This is a genomic window from Rhizobium sp. RSm-3, from assembly GCF_001854685.1.
Classification (GTDB): Bacteria; Pseudomonadota; Alphaproteobacteria; order Rhizobiales; family Rhizobiaceae; genus Rhizobium; species Rhizobium ecuadorense.
The window spans coordinates 1-16,112 of sequence record NZ_MAWZ01000002.1 but is presented as its reverse complement, the minus strand read 5'-3'; the positions used below and the strand labels follow the sequence as shown (position 1 = coordinate 16,112).

At 63.3% G+C, this 16,112-nt stretch carries 13 protein-coding genes; 7 read left to right on the top strand and 6 right to left on the bottom strand.

Translation table 11 applies throughout. The features are described from left to right. Window positions 1-31 precede the first annotated feature (31 nt). The 3 genes from BBJ66_RS03295 to BBJ66_RS03285 all read right to left on the bottom strand — a co-directional run bounded on the left by BBJ66_RS03295 (window position 32) and on the right by BBJ66_RS03285 (window position 1,857). The gene (locus BBJ66_RS03295) at window positions 32-541 is read right to left on the bottom strand and encodes a GNAT family N-acetyltransferase (protein ID WP_049734447.1); all 510 of its coding nucleotides are present in this window, start codon (window positions 539-541) and stop codon (window positions 32-34) included. Between the two features lie 100 nt (window positions 542-641). Further along, window positions 642-1,310: a PAQR family membrane homeostasis protein TrhA gene (gene trhA / locus BBJ66_RS03290; RefSeq protein ID WP_049734448.1), complete on the bottom strand. Its 669-nt coding sequence runs from the start codon at window positions 1,308-1,310 to the stop codon at window positions 642-644. 127 nt (window positions 1,311-1,437) lie between these two features. After that, complete coding sequence (locus BBJ66_RS03285; protein ID WP_049734449.1) at window positions 1,438-1,857, bottom strand: universal stress protein; 420 nt, start codon at window positions 1,855-1,857, stop codon at window positions 1,438-1,440. Between the two features lie 189 nt (window positions 1,858-2,046). On the opposite strand from BBJ66_RS03285, the gene BBJ66_RS03280 reads away from it, so the two are divergent. The 3 genes from BBJ66_RS03280 (at window position 2,047) to BBJ66_RS03270 (ending at window position 5,631) form a co-directional block, all read left to right on the top strand. Then, a complete protein-coding gene (locus tag BBJ66_RS03280) occupies window positions 2,047-3,012 on the top strand; it encodes a VOC family protein (RefSeq protein ID WP_190238012.1) in 966 nt (321 codons plus the stop codon). 141 nt (window positions 3,013-3,153) lie between these two features. Beyond that, window positions 3,154-4,320: an AI-2E family transporter gene (locus tag BBJ66_RS03275; protein ID WP_071085028.1), complete on the top strand. Its 1,167-nt coding sequence runs from the start codon at window positions 3,154-3,156 to the stop codon at window positions 4,318-4,320. An 18-nt stretch (window positions 4,321-4,338) separates the two neighbouring features. Continuing rightward, window positions 4,339-5,631, top strand: coding sequence for an NAD(P)/FAD-dependent oxidoreductase (locus tag BBJ66_RS03270; RefSeq protein WP_071085026.1), 1,293 nt, complete (start codon window positions 4,339-4,341; stop codon window positions 5,629-5,631). Between the two features lie 43 nt (window positions 5,632-5,674). Here the strand turns inward: BBJ66_RS03270 and BBJ66_RS03265 are convergent, their stop codons facing one another. Both BBJ66_RS03265 and BBJ66_RS03260 read right to left on the bottom strand, forming a co-directional pair. Further along, window positions 5,675-6,466, bottom strand: coding sequence for a polysaccharide deacetylase family protein (locus BBJ66_RS03265; RefSeq protein ID WP_071085024.1), 792 nt, complete (start codon window positions 6,464-6,466; stop codon window positions 5,675-5,677). 101 nt (window positions 6,467-6,567) lie between these two features. Further along, window positions 6,568-6,957, bottom strand: coding sequence for a DUF930 domain-containing protein (locus BBJ66_RS03260; protein WP_049734453.1), 390 nt, complete (start codon window positions 6,955-6,957; stop codon window positions 6,568-6,570). Window positions 6,958-7,211: 254 nt separating this feature from the next. Between BBJ66_RS03260 and BBJ66_RS03255 the strand changes: the two genes are divergently transcribed. Then, complete coding sequence (locus BBJ66_RS03255; protein WP_071085022.1) at window positions 7,212-9,320, top strand: S9 family peptidase; 2,109 nt, start codon at window positions 7,212-7,214, stop codon at window positions 9,318-9,320. 270 nt (window positions 9,321-9,590) lie between these two features. Beyond that, complete coding sequence (locus BBJ66_RS03250; protein ID WP_071085020.1) at window positions 9,591-10,109, top strand: DUF1697 domain-containing protein; 519 nt, start codon at window positions 9,591-9,593, stop codon at window positions 10,107-10,109. A gap of 63 nt (window positions 10,110-10,172) precedes the next feature. On the opposite strand, the gene BBJ66_RS03245 is transcribed toward BBJ66_RS03250, so the two are convergent. After that, window positions 10,173-11,624, bottom strand: a complete 1,452-nt coding sequence (locus BBJ66_RS03245) for an MFS transporter (RefSeq protein WP_071085018.1) — start codon at window positions 11,622-11,624, stop codon at window positions 10,173-10,175. Between the two features lie 237 nt (window positions 11,625-11,861). On the opposite strand from BBJ66_RS03245, the gene BBJ66_RS03240 reads away from it, so the two are divergent. Both BBJ66_RS03240 and BBJ66_RS03235 read left to right on the top strand, forming a co-directional pair. Beyond that, window positions 11,862-13,364 carry a protein adenylyltransferase SelO gene (locus BBJ66_RS03240; protein WP_071085705.1) on the top strand — a complete coding sequence of 501 codons (1,503 nt, stop codon included), beginning with the start codon at window positions 11,862-11,864 and terminating at the stop codon, window positions 13,362-13,364. Window positions 13,365-13,505: 141 nt separating this feature from the next. Continuing rightward, complete coding sequence (locus BBJ66_RS03235) at window positions 13,506-15,845, top strand: glucose/quinate/shikimate family membrane-bound PQQ-dependent dehydrogenase (RefSeq protein ID WP_071085017.1); 2,340 nt, start codon at window positions 13,506-13,508, stop codon at window positions 15,843-15,845. Window positions 15,846-16,112: the final 267 nt, after the last annotated feature.

The following is a 16,112-nucleotide window of genomic DNA, read 5'->3' as shown; positions in this document are numbered from 1 at the left end:
GGCAATGCCGGGGCTTGCCGGGAGTGCCGGATCAGACCGAGGGCAGGCGAAGCTCCATGCAGGTGAGGTCCAGCCAGCGGCCGAACTTGGTGCCGACCTCGGAAAATCTGCCGGCGATGCGGAAACCGAGTTTTTCATGCAACCGGATCGAAGCGGTATTCTCGGCCTCGATGCCGGCGATCATCACATGGATATTGCCGGCGACCGCCCGGACGATCAGTTCGCGCATCAGCCGCTCGCCGACGCCGGCGCCGCGGCAATCCTTATCGACATAGACGGAATGCTCGACCGTGTGACGATAGCCGTCGAAGGCCCGCCAATCGCCGTAGGAGGCGTAGCCCGCGACCTTGCCCGACAGCTCGGCGACGATGACAGGAAAGCCGCGGCCCTTACGCGCCCTCATCCATTCCCGCCGGTTTTCGAGATCGACCAGCGTATCGTTCCAGATCGCCGTCGTGTGTTCGACGGCGTGATTGTAGATATCGCGGATAGCGGAAAGATCAGCTTCGGTGGCGTCGCGGAGGAGGACGGCGTCTGTCATGATGGCCCGGTTCGAATTGACTGCCGGGATGGCATACGCCCCGCTCCTGAAGATGTAAACGGCGGATGCAGCGTGCCGGCTGCGTCGGGAACAGCCCTTGTCAGACACCCGGCGCCGACAGGCTGAAGCAAGTGAAGACGGCCGAATAATGCACCGCCGCGGCGGTGACGACGAAAGCGTGCCAGATGGCGTTCTGGAAGCGCAGCTTCTCCCAGACATGGAAGATGACGCCGAGCGAATAGATGACGCCGCCGATGACGATCAGCAGCATCGAGGCGGTGGGAATGCGCGCGGCCACAGGGCCGGCCACCAGCACGCCGCTCCAGCCCATGGCGAGGTAAAGGAGGATGGCAAGACGGTCGTAACGGTCGGGGAAGACGCATTTCAGCACGATGCCGGCGGCGGCAAACAGCCAGATCGCCACCAGCATGAAGAGGAGCAGCGGATCGTCGGCGCCGCGTTCGAGGAAAGGCGTGTAGGTGGCGGCGATCAACAGGAAGATCGCCGAATGATCGAAGCGGCGCAGATACCATTTGGTGCGCGAGACCGGCCAGGCATTGTAGGAAAAGGAAATGGCAAGCGTCAGCACCAGCCCGACGCCATAGATCCAGGCGGCGGCGAGCGCGCCATTGGAACTCCAGAGCGTGGCGTAGAAGATCAGCACCGTGGCCCCGATCAGCGCCAGCACGAGACCGACGCCATGGACGATACCGTCGGCGATCAGTTCATATCTGTCGTAAGCCCAGCGAATGCCGTTGAACTCGGCCATGCACGCCAATCCGTTTCAGACCCGATTGCAATCGTCGCATCGAACGAACGGGCGCGCAACCGCGGCAAAGCGCACGGCCGGTAAATCTTCGTGACAGGCTGTTCGGCGGCGGGACGACTCGCGCAAATCAAACCTTTTGCCGGTCGACCAGCACCGAGCATTTGGCGTGGCGCACGACCCGGTCGGCGGTGGCGCCGATGAAGTAGTTGGAAAAATCCGGAACATGCGAAGCGACGATGATGAGGTCGGCACCGTAACTTTCGGCGGTCGAGATGATTGCTTTGGCGGGCGGGCCGTTGCGGATCTCCACGGTTGCCGCAATGCCGGTTGAGGCGATCAGCGCGTGCAACTGGTCGCGGCTGTCCTGCATGGCGTCCTCGACCATATTGGCCGGCAGTTCGATGGCGACATAGGTCGGCACATCCTCGATAACGTTGAGCGCGACGATTTCGCCGCCGTCGTCGAGCAAGGACGCGGCCTTGCGGAGGATCTTCTCTCCCTTTTCGATGCCGCCGAGCGCGATCGCGACGATGATCTTCCTGTACATGGCTCCCTCCATGACTGAGATGTATAAGTATCCTCTAAAGAAGATATGGACGCTTTGACCGCGATCAAGTGGGCGCAAATCATCGTCAACGCCTGCTCAACAGTTCATCGTCAAAATCCGGACTTCTGTGAACAATCGCAATCGGCCATATAGGTATCAAGTACGGCAGGCCAGAGGAGACAGTGGCGAATGAACCGGCGAAACTTCCTCGGCCTTGCTGCGGGCGGCACATTTGCCGCCACCGCCGGCGCGCCTTCCATTCTACAGGCCAGATCCGTGGCAGGAGAACAATCCATGAGGACCGAAACTTCCTATGCGCTGACGCGGCCCGCCTATATCGACCAGTCGCATCTCGTCGTGGCGGACCTCGATCTTGTTTCAGGCTTCTATCAATCGATGCTCGGCCTGAAGGTCATCGAGAAGACGGCGAGCGGGCAAGTGTTGGGGGTCGGCGATCTGCCGCTGCTGACGCTGACGACCGCCAAAGATGCCGCCATCGCGCCGCGCAATGCCGCCGGCCTTTTCCACACCGCCTTCCTGATGCCGGACCGGGGCGAACTCGCACGCTGGCTGCGCCACGCGGCACACAACAATGTCGTGCTCGACGGCGCCTCGGACCACCTCGTCAGCGAGGCGATCTATCTGTCCGACCCGGAGGGCAACGGCATCGAAATCTATGCCGACCGGCCGCATGAACAATGGAAGTTCCAGCAGGACGGCATGGTGGAGATGGCGACGCTGCGCCTCGACCTGCAGGCGCTCTATGACAGCGCACCCGACGAGCGCTGGGGCGGCATGGCTGATGGAACGGCGATCGGCCACCTGCATCTGCAGGTCGGCGATATTCCACAAGCGGACGCCTTTTACCGCGACGTGCTCGGTCTCAAGCTGATGGCGAGCCGTCCCGGCGCAAGTTTCTTTGCGACCGGCGGCTACCATCACCATATCGCCGCCAATATCTGGAACAGCCGGGGTGCTACGGCACGCGCCGACAATATCACCGGGCTTTCGGACTACAAGCTCCGGTTCAACGACAAGGCGACGCTGGATGCGGCGATCTCCAAGCTCGATGCGCTGGAGATCAAGAGCGAGAAGCGCGATGGCGGTACCTTCCTCAGGGACCCCTGGGGGATCGGCCTGACGCTTTCGGCGTAATTTCCTTGCCACGACAGTCGTTCACGCGCGGTAGTGCTCTCCGCGTGAACATGAGGCATGTGCCCTGGAGGCCCCCACGGAACCGGAACCGCGTCGGCGCGTTTCCGTGACGAAGCAATGGGGCTTCGGGGACCTCACCGCATGGGCATCGCCAATGGCATCCGCAAACAGGCCAAGAAGATCGCGATCGGCGAACGCCGCACCAGCGCCTGGGCGCAGACGCTGAGGGAGGCAGCCGAAGAGCTGCCGCCGGCACCGCTGCACCGGCTTGAAAAGGACGGGCTGGATATCAGCATGGCCTGGGCGATCATCGGCATCTTCGGCATTCTGGGGCTTGCCGCCGTCTACCTGATGTCGCTGATCCTGATCCCGATCACTCTTGCTGTCGTCGTCGGCATGATCCTCGGCATGGCGGCGGAAAAACTCAGCCGGATGGGCGTGCCGCGGCTTGCCAACGCCGTCATGCTGTCGAGCAGCGTGGCTCTGGTGATCTTCCTGCTGATCAACTCGCTCGCCGGCCCGCTGATGACGCTTGCCAATGAGGGGCCGGCTTTTGCCGAGCGGACAATCAACCGCGTCATGCCCTATCTCGAGCGCATCGAATGGCTGCATATCACCCCGGCGACCTTCGAAAGCGGGCCGATGTCGATCGGCGCGCTGCTCGAAAACACCGGCAACGTGCTGCATGTGGTGACCACAAGCCTGACGCCGGCGCTGGTGCAGGGGCTGATCTTCTTCGCGGCGCTGCTGCTCTTTCTCGCCAGCCGCGTCAACCTGCGCAAGACGATCATCATGACCTTCCGCACCCGCACGCAGCGCCTGGCGGCCATCCGCGTCATCAATGCCGTCGAGCAGGTGCTCGGCTTCTATTTCGCCACCGCCTCGCTGATCTATGTCGGGCTCGGCGTCGTCATGACGATCATCGCCTATGCGGGCGGGCTGGCGGCGCCGGTGCTCTGGGGCTTCTTCGCCTTCCTGTCGAGCTTCATTCCCTATCTCGGCATCACGCTGATGACGTTTGCGGTCGCGGTCGCCGGCATCCTCACCCATGATGACCTCGTCATCGGGCTGATGCCGGCCGCGGCCTTCTTTACCGTGCATCTCGTCATGGAAAACCTGATCTTCCCGGCGGTGATGGGACGGCGGCTGGAAATCAATCCCTTTATCGTCTTCCTCGCCATCCTGTTCTGGACATGGATGTGGGGGGCCGTCGGCGCCATGCTGGCCCTGCCGCTGTCGCTGATCGTCATCACCATCATCGAGGAATTGCTGATCGAGGAAAAGCCGCAGCCGCAATTGCCGAAATGAGCGACCGGGGAGACGTCCGTGGCATCTGATCTCGATCTCAAGGAATCCGATCACGACCAGATGGTCAGCGGCCGCTCTCTCTGGGGGGAAAGCGGGGTTCGGCCGGAATGGCGGCCGATCGAGCAGAGTTTTTCCGCCGACGTCGCCGTGATCGGCGGCGGCATCACCGGCGCATTGGTTGCCGAACATCTGACGGCGCGCGGCTTTTCCGTTGTCATCATCGACCGAGAGCAACCCGGTTTCGGCAGTACCGCGGCGAGCACGGCGATGCTGCAATGGGAAATCGACAGCACGCTCACCGAGCTTGAGGATTATTACGGCTTCGAACGCGCCGCCGGCATCTACCGCCGCAGCGGAGCAGCGGTCGCCGGCCTTTCCAAGCTGATCGCCGCACACGGGATTGCCTGCGGATTCCGGCCGCGCAACACGCTCTATCTCGCCGCCAACCAGGAAGGGGCGCGCGATCTGCTGGAGGAGCGCCAGTTGCGCCGCCGGGCCGGTCTGCCCGGCGTCTACCTCGAACATCCCGATCTCTTCACCCAGTTCGAATTGGACCGGGACGGCGCGATCTATTCGCCGGGTTCGGCCGAGGCCGATCCGCTGCTGCTGACCTGGGCATTGCTCGAAATGTCCGTCCGCCGCGGCGCGCGGCTGGTCAACGCTTCCGTCACGGCGCTTCACAGCGAAGGCGATCACGTCACCGCGGAGACGGACGCAGGCCATGTCATCGAGGCGCGGCGCGCCGTGCTTGCGACCGGCTATTCGATGCCGGGCATCGATATGCCGAAGCTGCACCGCACCAGTTCGAGCTGGGCGCTCGCCACCGTACCCCAGGACCCCGAAAATTTCTGGCGCGACAGGGCGCTGATCTGGGAGGACAGCCACCCCTATCTCTACATGCGCACGACCGAGGATGATCGCATCGTCGCCGGCGGCGAGGATGACGGCACGGCCGATCCCGAAGCCCGCGACCACAAGCTGCCGGCAAAGATCATGGCAATTCGCGAGAAGATGAAGCGGCTATGGCCGAAAGCCGATACGCGGGTGGAACACGCCTGGTGCGGAACCTTCGGCGAAACCGCCGACGGCCTGCCGCTGATCGGTCCCGTGCCCGGCATGCCGCATGTCCTTGCCGCCTACGGCTACGGCGGCAACGGCATCACCTTCTCCTATCTCGCCGCCCAGATGATCGGCGCCATGCTGGCCGGCATGCATCGCGACTGGTTCGAGGATTTCGCGCTCGACCGGGATGGGCCGGGCCTGCGGCGGTTTGGGGAGGATAGGCTGGGGGCTGGGAGTGAGTTGAGGTAAAGGCTTGGGATTAACGAGCGTGCCGTGGCAGCCCTTACAGAATTTACTCCGTCGTCCGATCGTCGCCCATATCCTCGACGTCCTCCAGACGAACAAATTCCGTGCCCTTCGCCTTCAGATCAACTAGCGCCTTCGCTACCCCCTCGCCTGCCGCATGGGTCGGCTGGTTGATGTGGGAGATGACGACATCGCCGTCCTTGGCCGAGGCGATGCGTTTTTCGGTGATCACGGCGCCGAGCAGCGAGCCGCCATCGCCGTTTACCGAATAACCGGCGATGCGATAGCCCATGGCGCGGATTTCGCCGATGGCGGAAAGGTCGTATTTGGCGGTTGAGCCGCGGAACCAGTGGGGTGCCGGAATGCCGGCCGCGGTCATCGCCGCGGCGCCGCCCTCGACTTCCTGCTTCACCGCCTGCGGCGAGCCGGCCGAGGCGATGCCGTAAATCAGCGTCGGCGTATCGACGGCCGGAATATGGTTCTCTCCGTGATTTTCCAGTTCGAACAGATCGGGATTCTGCAGGAACACGGCAAGGGCAGCGGGGTTGTGCCTCAGCCAGCGGGCGGTGACGAAGATCGTCGCCGGGATGCGCTCGCGCACCAGGGTCGACAGGATGCGCTCGTCTGCCTGCCCCATGCAGGCATCGAAGGTCAGCGCGATGCGGGCATGGCCGGCAAGGTTGGAGCGGGCGATATGCAGATGCGGCTCGACGAGTTTTACTTCAGGCGTCTTTGTTGCCGAAGCGGCTACGGCCGGCGGCGCCGGCGGTATTTCATCCGCTGATGCGACTGGTATCGCGGCGAAAAGCAACGCCGAAGCGAGCAGGATACGGTTCATATCAGGACTTCTACGATTTCGTCGGCCGATTTTAGCGGCTGCTTCTCTATGGCGCCATGTGGCCGGATGTCACCGCCGCTACCCGAACAAAGGCAACAGCATCAATCGTAGAGATAATATTTGTCCCACTTCTCGCGCGGCACCTTGTCGCCGATCTGGTAATTGAGCTCGCGCACGTTGATATGCTGCGGACCGGTGATGCAATTGTAGGAGAGATGGTACCAGTCGCCCTTGCTGCGGAAGACGGCGCCCGGCGCCTGCAGCGAATTGTCGCCGGGGATCGGGTCCTTGAAGGTATAGGCGATCACCTTGTCGGGCTTGAAGCCGGTGCTGTCCTGGTTGATGCGGCTCATCGCCTCGGTGTCGCAGCTCTGCTCCAGACGCGTCGAGGGATCGAGTTTTTCCAGCTGCTTCTTGATGGCCGGATCGACGGCAAAGGCGGGGGCGGCAAGGCCGATGAGGGATACGAACAGGAGCAGACGTTTCGGCATTGCTGAGAAAATCCCTTGCTGTTGTCCAGTCTTCACCCTGCCCCGGGCAGCTTGCCGGGGGCTTGGCACGTGTAAATTTCGCTCTGCGATAGCGGACATTCTTAAATATTGTGGTGACATCAAGGCAGGGCGAGCCGAGCCGCCTCCTTGTCTGTGGAAGGCCGCCCGCACTCTTGGCGCAGCCTTGCCGCTTGATCCGGCGGCGGCGCGCCTCTATCTCTTGCCAAACTGATATCCCGATCCGGAGCCATTCCTTGTCCGTTTTCAAGAGCCTGCCGACACCGCCCGCCGCCCCGAAGAAGCCCGTCTCCGATACGCGCCACGGCATTACCCGCACGGACGATTATGCCTGGCTGCGCGCCGATAACTGGCAGGCGATGTTCAAGGATCCTTCGATCCTCGATCCCGAGATCCGCCAGCATCTCGAAGCCGAAAACGCCTATATGAACGCGGCGATGGAGGACACCAAGCCGCTGCAGAAGGTGCTGTTTTCCGAAATGCGCGGCCGCATCAAGGAAGATGACAGCTCGGTGCCGATGAAGGACGGCGCCTATGCCTATGGCACGTTTTATGTCACCGGCGGCGAACAGCCGCGCTATTTCCGCATCGCCCGCGACGGCGACGTTGCCGACGAGACGATCCGCACGGTGCTGCTCGACGGCGACAAGGAAGCCGCCGGCAAAGCGTATTTCCGCCTCGCCGGCCTCGACCATACGAGCGATCACAGCCACGGCATCTGGGGCTATGACGACAAGGGCTCGGAGTTCTTCACGCTGAAGGTGCGCGACCTCTCGAGCGGCCAGGATCTCGACGACGTGATCGAGAATACCGGCGGCGGCGGCGTCTGGGCGCCTGACGGCAAGAGTTTCTTCTATTCGGCGCTCGACGAGAACCACCGGCCGTCGAAGGTGTTCCACCATATCCTCGGCCAGCCGCAGTCGGCAGACCGGCTGGTCTATGAGGAAGCCGATGCCGGCTTCTTCATGGGCGTCGGCGGCTCGCTGCTCGACGATGTCATCTATATCGACATTCACGACCACGAAACCAGCGAATACCGGCTGCTGTCGACCAAGGATCTGACGGCGGAGCCAAAGTTGGTGGCGGCGCGCGAGGAAGGCATCGAATATTCGCTGACCGAGGGCGGCGACATCTTCTACATTCTCACCAATGACGGCGGCGCCAAGGATTTCAAGATCATGGAAGCGCCGGTGGACAATCCGGGCAAGGAAAACTGGCGCGAAGTGGTCGCCCACAAGCCCGGCACGCTTGTTATCAGCCATATGGCCTATGCCCGCCATCTCCTCTGGCTGGAGCGCAAGGACGGGCTGCCGCAGATCATGATCCGCGACCGGAAGACCGGCGAGGAACATGCGATCGCCTTTGCCGAGGAAGCCTATTCGCTGGGGCTTTCGGGTGCCGCCGAATACGACACCGATGTCATCCGCTTCTCCTATTCCTCGATGACGACGCCGTCGCAGCTCTACGACTACAATATGGTGACGCGCGAGCGCACGCTGTTGAAGACGCAGGAGGTGCCGTCCGGCCACAATCCCGACGACTACGTCACCCGCCGCGTCTTTGCTCCGGCATGGGACGGTGAGACGGTGCCGGTCACCCTGCTCTATCGCAAGGACACGCCGCTCGACGGCAGCGCGCCCTGCCTGCTCTATGGCTACGGCGCCTACGGCATCACCATTCCGGCCGGCTTCAACACCAATTGCCTGTCGCTCGCCGACCGCGGCTTCGTCTATGCCATCGCCCATATCCGCGGCGGCAAGGACAAGGGCTTTGCCTGGTACGAAGACGGCAAGATGGAGAAGAAGACGAACACCTTCAAGGACTTCGTCGCCGCGGCCGATTATCTGAATCAACAGAAGTTCACCTCCTACGCGAAGATCATCGCCGAGGGCGGCTCGGCCGGCGGCATGCTGATGGGCGCGGTCGCCAACATGGCGCCGGAGAAGTTTTCCGGCATCATCGCCGCCGTCCCCTTCGTCGACGTGCTCAACACCATGCTCGACGACACATTGCCGCTCACCCCGCCGGAATGGCCGGAATGGGGAAACCCGATCGACAGCCGCGAAGACTACGAGCAGATCGCCGCCTATTCGCCCTACGACAATGTCGGCGCCAAAGCCTACCCGCCGATCCTGGCGCTCGGCGGCCTGACCGACCCGCGCGTCACCTATTGGGAGCCGGCCAAATGGGTGGCCAAGCTGCGTGAGGAGACCACCGGCGCCGCACCGATCCTGCTCAAGACCAATATGGACGCCGGCCACGGCGGCGCGTCCGGGCGCTTCCAGCGGCTGGAGGAGATTGCGTTTGAGTATGCGTTTGCGATCAAGGTGGCGGGGAAGATGTGAGGGGTTGATAGAGGGGAATAGCGTAAGGCATGCCGTGGTTGCCCCCCTCTGCCCTGCCGGGCCCGGGGCGAGCCACGGGTCTCGCCCGTCCTTCGGACCCCCCACAGGTGGGGAGATCGGCAAGTCGCCAAACCTTCGCGTCCGTCTATCGTTTCACCGGGCCGCGACGTCACTTGTTTGGGCAAGCCAGCGCTCCCAGCCAATCTCCCCACCTGTGGGGCCGGCAGGGCAGAGGGGGCTGGCACGGTACAACAGCCGAGGGAGGAGGAAATGCCAATTTACATCGCCCTCCTGCGTGCTGTGAACGTCGGCGGCACCGGCTCCTTGCCGATGGCCGAGCTGAAGGCAACCTGCGAAGACCTCGGCTTCACGGATGTGAAAACTTACATCCAGAGCGGCAATGTGCTGTTCCGCTCGGGTGATTCCGCAACGGTCGTAGAGGAAAAGCTCGACGCGGCGCTCGGTCAGAAGATGGGCAAGCGGCCGGGCGTGATGGTGCGGAGCGCTAAGGAACTCGACGCGATTGCCGCCAACGCGCCCTTCCCCGACGCCAAGCCGAATTTTCTGCTCGTCTATTTCCTCCCCGAAAATCCGCCCGCCGATGCACTCGAAAAGATGGTGGCGCCCGATGGCGAGGAAGCGAAGCTCGGGACCTGCGAAATCTATGTGCATTATCCCAACGGTTCCGGCCGCTCGAAGCTGAAACTGCCGGCGCTGAAGCCGGGAACTTCGCGCAATCTCAACACCGTGCGCAAACTCGCAGACATGGCGGCTGCGATGGAAGGCTGAGGGGCCGGCGCAGAGTTTGATTCAAGCGAGGGACCTCAAGCCTTTGTTTTCACGCGCGTCGCGTCAGCCTTCAGCGGCAGGTTTCGTTCGCTTCGCCTTGTAACCGCTGATCTCCTCGCCGGCGGTCGCGGAGAAGCGCAAGTTCCAGAAGGTGGCGGTGATCGAGATGATGGTGACGACGATGAAGGCGGTGGAGAAATCGCTGAGCTCAGGCGTTTCGACATTGTTGAAGGCCATCGAGCCGTGCAGCGCCAAGGCCCCGATGCAAATGCCGAGCGACAGCATCAGCTGCTGGAAGGTGGTGTAGAAGCTCGTGGCCGAGCTCATCCGCTCCTTGTCGATCTCGTCATAGGCGATGGTGTTATAGGCGGTGAACTGGAACGACAGGAAGAAGGCGCTGAGCACCAGGAAGATGAAGATCAGCGGCATCGGCCAATCCGGCCGGAAGGCGGCGCAGAGGCCGTAACCGACGGTGCCGAAGATGCCGTTGAGGACGAGGCTGCGGCGGAAGCCCAGCCGGCGGAAGACGAACTTCGCCATCGGCTTCATGGCGAGCGCGCCGAGCGCCGTGGCGATGACGATCTGGCCGGCCGCGGCAGCCGACAGGCCGAAGCCGATCTGGAAGAGCAGCGGCAGCAGGAAGGGCTGCGCGCCTTGGGTGATGCGCGTCAGCGAACCTGCAATGACCGATGTACCGAAGCTCGGCACCTTCATCAGCGAGAAATCCATGATCGGCGACGGATGCCGGCGGGCATGCCTGAGATAGGCGATGCCGAAGAGCAGGCCGAGGGCGATCAGGAAGATCGAGAAGGCGCCCTCGCCTTCGTGGCTCGACATTTCGAAGCCGAAAAGCAGCGAGCCGAGCGAGAGGCCGGAGAGCACGAAGCCGATCGTATCGAAGGGACCACTCGCCTTGCCCTTGACCTCGTCGATATAGATCGAGACGAAGATCATGCCGATGATGCCGACCGGCACGTTGATGTAGAAGATCCAGCGCCAGTCGAGATAGGTGACGAAGAAGCCGCCGAGCGGCGGGCCGACGATCGGGCCGATCAGCGCCGGCACCAGCAGCCAGGACATGGCGCTGACCATATCCTTGCGGGCGACGCTGCGCATCAGCACCAGGCGACCGACCGGCATCATCATCGCGCCGCCCAGGCCCTGCAGCAGCCGCGCCAGCACCAGGAAGGACAGCGTCGGCGCCAGCGCGCAGAGAATGGAGCCGATGACGAAGACGGCGATCGCCGCGCGGAAGACGGTGCGAGAACCGAAACTATCGGCCATCCGGCCGCTCGCCGGAATGAAGATCGCCAGGCTGAGGAGATAGGAGGTGAGCGCAATCGACATGGCAGGCGCGCTGACGGCGAAATCGCGCGCCATTGTGGGAAGCGCCGTCGCCAGCACGGTTGCGTCGATGTTTTCCATCAGCATCGCGCTCGCGACGATCATCGCGATCACCCGGAAATTGGGCGCGGCGCGCCGAACCATCGGCGCCTGGTAAATCTGATCCGACATCGTCCGGAATCACTCACGGTGGCGCGGCGGAGCACACGAGGCTGCAGGGCCGCGGGGGATGACATGGCGTAATGCCAAGGGGAGACGATTTGGTATACGCCCGCGATCATGGCGGCGCTATGTCCTTTATGGCAAAGCAGCTTTGACGAGAGGGAAAAGCAGATCACGATTGCTTGCATCGGCCTCATGCTTCGTGAAGAGCTTGCGCCGCAGGCCGCCCGGCCCTACCTATCGATCATGACCTCCGCTCTTGAGAAAAACCGGCCCGGTGCGGCCTTTGCCTTCGACAACAGCTATGCCGGCCTGCCGCAGCACTTCTTTGCGGCGCAGCTGCCGACTGCGGTGGCGGAGCCCTGGCTGATCAAGCTTAACGAACCGCTGGCGGCCGAACTCGGGCTCGACGTCGAGGCGCTGCGGCGCGACGGCGCGGCGATCTTTTCCGGCAATCTCGTGCCCGAAGGGGCGCAACCGCTGGCCATGGCCTATGCCGGCCATCAGTTCGGCGGCTTCTCGCCGCAACTCGGCGACGGGCGGGCGATCCTGCTCGGCGAGGTGATCGACCGGAGCGGCAGGCGCTTCGATATCCAGCTGAAGGGCGCCGGGCCGACCCCGTTTTCCCGCCGCGGCGACGGGCGGGCGGCAATCGGGCCGGTGCTGCGCGAATATATCGTCAGCGAGGCGATGTTTGCCCTCGGCATTCCCGCCACGCGGGCGCTGGCGGCGGTGACGACGGGCGAGCCGGTCTATCGCGAAGAGGTGCTGCCGGGCGCGGTCTTCACCCGGGTGGCGGCCAGCCACATCCGGGTCGGCACCTTCCAGTATTTTGCGGCGCGGGGCGATAGCGACGGCGTGCGGGCGCTCGCCGATTATGTCATCGACCGGCACTATCCCGCGCTGAAAGATGCTGACAATCCCTACCTTTCCCTGTTCGAGGCAGTCTCCGAGCGCCAGGCGGCACTGATTGCCCGATGGCTGCATGTCGGCTTCATCCATGGGGTGATGAACACCGACAATATGACGGTTTCCGGCGAGACGATCGATTTCGGTCCCTGCGCCTTCATGGATGCCTATGATCCGGCGACCGTCTTCTCCTCGATCGACCAGCATGGCCGCTACGCCTATGCCAACCAGCCCGGCATCGGCCAATGGAACCTGGCAAGGCTCGGCGAGACGCTGCTACCGCTGATCGACGAAGAGCCGGACGGCGCGGTCGACAAGGCGAATGGCGTGATCCGCGCCTATGGCGAACGCTTCCAGGCACATTGGCTGGCCGGCATGCTGGGAAAGATCGGCCTTGCCGGCAAAGAGGATGGCGATCTCGAACTGGTGCAGGCGCTGCTGACGCTGATGCAGGCGCAGGGCGCCGATTTCACCCTGACCTTCCGGCGGCTGTCGGACTTTGCCGGCAACGATGCCGCGGAGCCTGCCTTTGCGGCAAGCTTCCGGGAGCCGGAGGCCTGCGGATCCTGGCTTGCGCAATGGCGCGAGAGACTGTCGCGCGATCCGCAGACGGCGACTGAGCGCGCCGCCGCCATGCGCCGCGTCAATCCGGCCTTCATTCCGCGCAATCACCGCATCGAACAGGCGATCGAGGCGGCAGTCGAGAACGGCGATTTTTCGCTGTTCGAAGAGCTGCTGACCGTGCTTGCGAAACCCTATGAGGACCAGCCCGGCTTTGCCGCCTATAGGGAGCCGCCGAAGCCGAGCGAACGGGTGCTCGCGACTTTCTGCGGGACGTAAGCAGGCTCAATACAACCGTACCGTGACATAGGCCTGCGGCAAATGCGGCCGTTGAAAGGCATCTCCCTCGCGCTATCTGGCTGATCGGCGGCGATTTTCCGCCGCCCCTTCACCCGGCTAAATCAAGCGGGAGACAGCCTTATGGCGATCGTCATCACCTCTATCCTCTTCATCATCATCGGGCTTACGCTCGGCGGCGGAGGGCTCTGGCTCGTCACGCTCGGCGGCAGCGTCTTCTATCTGTTCGCCGGGCTGATGTTCCTGATCACCGCCGGGCTGCTTCTGATGCGCAAGGCGGTGGCGCTCTGGGTCTATGCGGTGCTCGTCGTCGCGGCACTCGCCTGGGCGATCTGGGAGGTCGGCTTCGACTGGTGGCAGCTTGGGCCTCGCGGCGGCATGATCATTCTGCTCGGGCTCTGGCTGCTGACGCCCTGGATCCGCCGGCCGCTCGGCTTTCGCAGCCCGACCGGCATCACCTACGGCGCCAATCCCTGGCCGCTCGCCGTGCCGGTTCTTCTCGCCATCCTCGTCGCCCTCTATTCGATGACCACGGATCCGCACGATCTTGCCGGAGAGCTGCCGAAGGATCAGGTCGCCGCCAATCCCGCTTTCGGCGGCAATGTGCCGGATGGCGAATGGCATCAATATGGCCGCACGCCCTTCGGCCAGCGTTATTCGCCGCTGGACCAGATCACCACGGAGAATGTCGCCAGCCTGAAGGAGGCGTGGCGATACCAGACCGGCGACGTCAAGCGGCCTGAGGATGTCGGCGAGACGACCTATCAGGTGACGCCGCTCAAGGTGAAGGACACGCTTTATCTCTGCACCCCGCACAATTGGGCGATCGCCCTCGACGCCAAGACCGGCAAGGAGAAATGGAAATACGACGCCAACTCCGGCATGAACCCCGACCGGCAGCACCAGACCTGCCGCGGCGTCACCTATTATGCCGATCCCGATGTCGCCGCCGGCCAGCCCTGCGCCGAACGTGTCTACCTGCCGACCTCGGATGCCCGGCTGATCGCGCTCGATGCGGCGGACGGCAAGGTCTGCACCGGCTTTGCCGATCAGGGCGTGCTGCATCTGGAAGCCGGCATGCGCTATAATCCGGCCGGTTATTATTATTCCACCTCGCCGCCGGTGGCGGTGGCGGGCAAGATCATCGTCGGCGGGGCGGTGAACGACAATTATTCGACCGAGGAGCAGTCCGGTGTCATCCGCGCCTTCGACATCAAGACCGGCGCGCTGATCTGGAACTGGGATTCCGGCAATCCCGATGTGACGACACCGCTTGCCGCCGGCCAGACCTATACGACCAATTCGCCGAACAGCTGGTCGGTCTTCAGCGTCGATGAGGGCCTCGGCATGGTCTATATCCCGCTCGGCAACCAGGTGCCCGACCAGCTCGGCATCAACCGCAGCGACAATGTCGAGAAATTCTCTTCCTCGATCGTCGCCCTCGACATCGCCACCGGTCAGCTGCGCTGGGTGCGACAGACGGTGCATCACGATCTCTGGGACATGGACGTGCCGGCCCAGCCGGCGCTGATCGACCTGACGAAGCCGGATGGCACGGTGGTTCCCGCCCTCGTCGGCCCGACCAAGCAGGGCGATCTCTATGTGCTCGACCGGCGCAGCGGCGAGCCGATCATCCCGGTCAAGGAGATCCCGGCACCCGGCGGCGCGATTTCGGGCGATCATACCGCGCCGACGCAGCCGATCTCCGACCTCAGCTTCTCGCCCGAGCCGCTGAAGGAAAAGGACATGTGGGGTGTGTCGCTGTTCGACCAGCTCGCCTGCCGCATCGATTTCCACCGCTACCGCTACGAGGGCCGCTATACGCCGCCGTCGCTTGCAGGCACGATCGTCTATCCGGGCAATTTCGGAACCTTCAACTGGGGCAGCGTCGCGGTCGATCCCGAGCGGCAGATCATGTTCGGCATGCCGACCTATCTCGCCTTCACCTCGCGTCTGGTGCCGGCCGCCGACATTCCGCCGCGCGGCCAGGACGAGAAGGGCAGCGAACAGGGGCTGAACCGCAATGACGGCGCACCCTACGGCGTCTTCATGGGCCCGTTCCTCGGGCTCTTGAAAATCCCCTGCCAGGCGCCGCCATGGGGCTATGTCGCCGGCGTCGACCTGCGCACCGGCAAGATCGCCTATATGCACAAGAACGGCACCGTGCACGACATGACGCCGCTGCCCCTGCCCTTCAAGGTGGGCGTGCCCGGCATCGGCGGACCGATGCTGACCAAGGGCGGCGTCGCCTTCCTCGGAGCCGCGGTCGACAACTATCTGCGCGCCTATGACGTGACGAACGGGCGAGAACTCTGGCAGGCGCGGCTTCCCGCCGGCGGCCAGGCGACGCCGATGACCTATACGACTGACGACAACAAACAATATGTCGTCATGGTCGCCGGCGGCCACGGCTCGGTCGGCACCAAACCCGGCGATTATGTGATTGCTTATACGCTGCCGTGATGGGAGGCTGCCCTCTCGTTGCGGAAGGAAAACCCCTCCCCAACCCCTCCCCACAAGGGGGAGGGGCTAAGATGCCGCACCGCTTCACATAAACTCTATCGTATCAATCCGTCGAACGGTAACAGCCAGCAAGACCTTTGCTTTTGGTTGCCGCCGGACAACACAGCTTAGTCCCTCCCCCTTGTGGGCAGGGCTATCGCATATGAGCAAAGAGCTGGAAGAAGAATTCTTTGTTCCAGTTTGCCCTGCGCATTTTGCTTGCGATTG

Coding starts and splice junctions, on each gene's coding strand:
- BBJ66_RS03260 (WP_049734453.1), bottom strand. CDS start 6,957: ATGCCGAAACGTCTGCTCCTGTTCGTATCCCTCATCGGCCTTGCCGCC.
- BBJ66_RS03235 (WP_071085017.1), top strand. CDS start 13,506: ATGGCGATCGTCATCACCTCTATCCTCTTCATCATCATCGGGCTTACG.
- BBJ66_RS03275 (WP_071085028.1), top strand. CDS start 3,154: ATGGGCATCGCCAATGGCATCCGCAAACAGGCCAAGAAGATCGCGATC.
- BBJ66_RS03265 (WP_071085024.1), bottom strand. CDS start 6,466: ATGAACCGTATCCTGCTCGCTTCGGCGTTGCTTTTCGCCGCGATACCA.
- BBJ66_RS03280 (WP_190238012.1), top strand. CDS start 2,047: ATGAACCGGCGAAACTTCCTCGGCCTTGCTGCGGGCGGCACATTTGCC.
- BBJ66_RS03245 (WP_071085018.1), bottom strand. CDS start 11,624: ATGTCGGATCAGATTTACCAGGCGCCGATGGTTCGGCGCGCCGCGCCC.
- BBJ66_RS03285 (WP_049734449.1), bottom strand. CDS start 1,857: ATGTACAGGAAGATCATCGTCGCGATCGCGCTCGGCGGCATCGAAAAG.
- BBJ66_RS03240 (WP_071085705.1), top strand. CDS start 11,862: ATGACCTCCGCTCTTGAGAAAAACCGGCCCGGTGCGGCCTTTGCCTTC.
- BBJ66_RS03295 (WP_049734447.1), bottom strand. CDS start 541: ATGACAGACGCCGTCCTCCTCCGCGACGCCACCGAAGCTGATCTTTCC.
- BBJ66_RS03250 (WP_071085020.1), top strand. CDS start 9,591: ATGCCAATTTACATCGCCCTCCTGCGTGCTGTGAACGTCGGCGGCACC.
- trhA (WP_049734448.1), bottom strand. CDS start 1,310: ATGGCCGAGTTCAACGGCATTCGCTGGGCTTACGACAGATATGAACTG.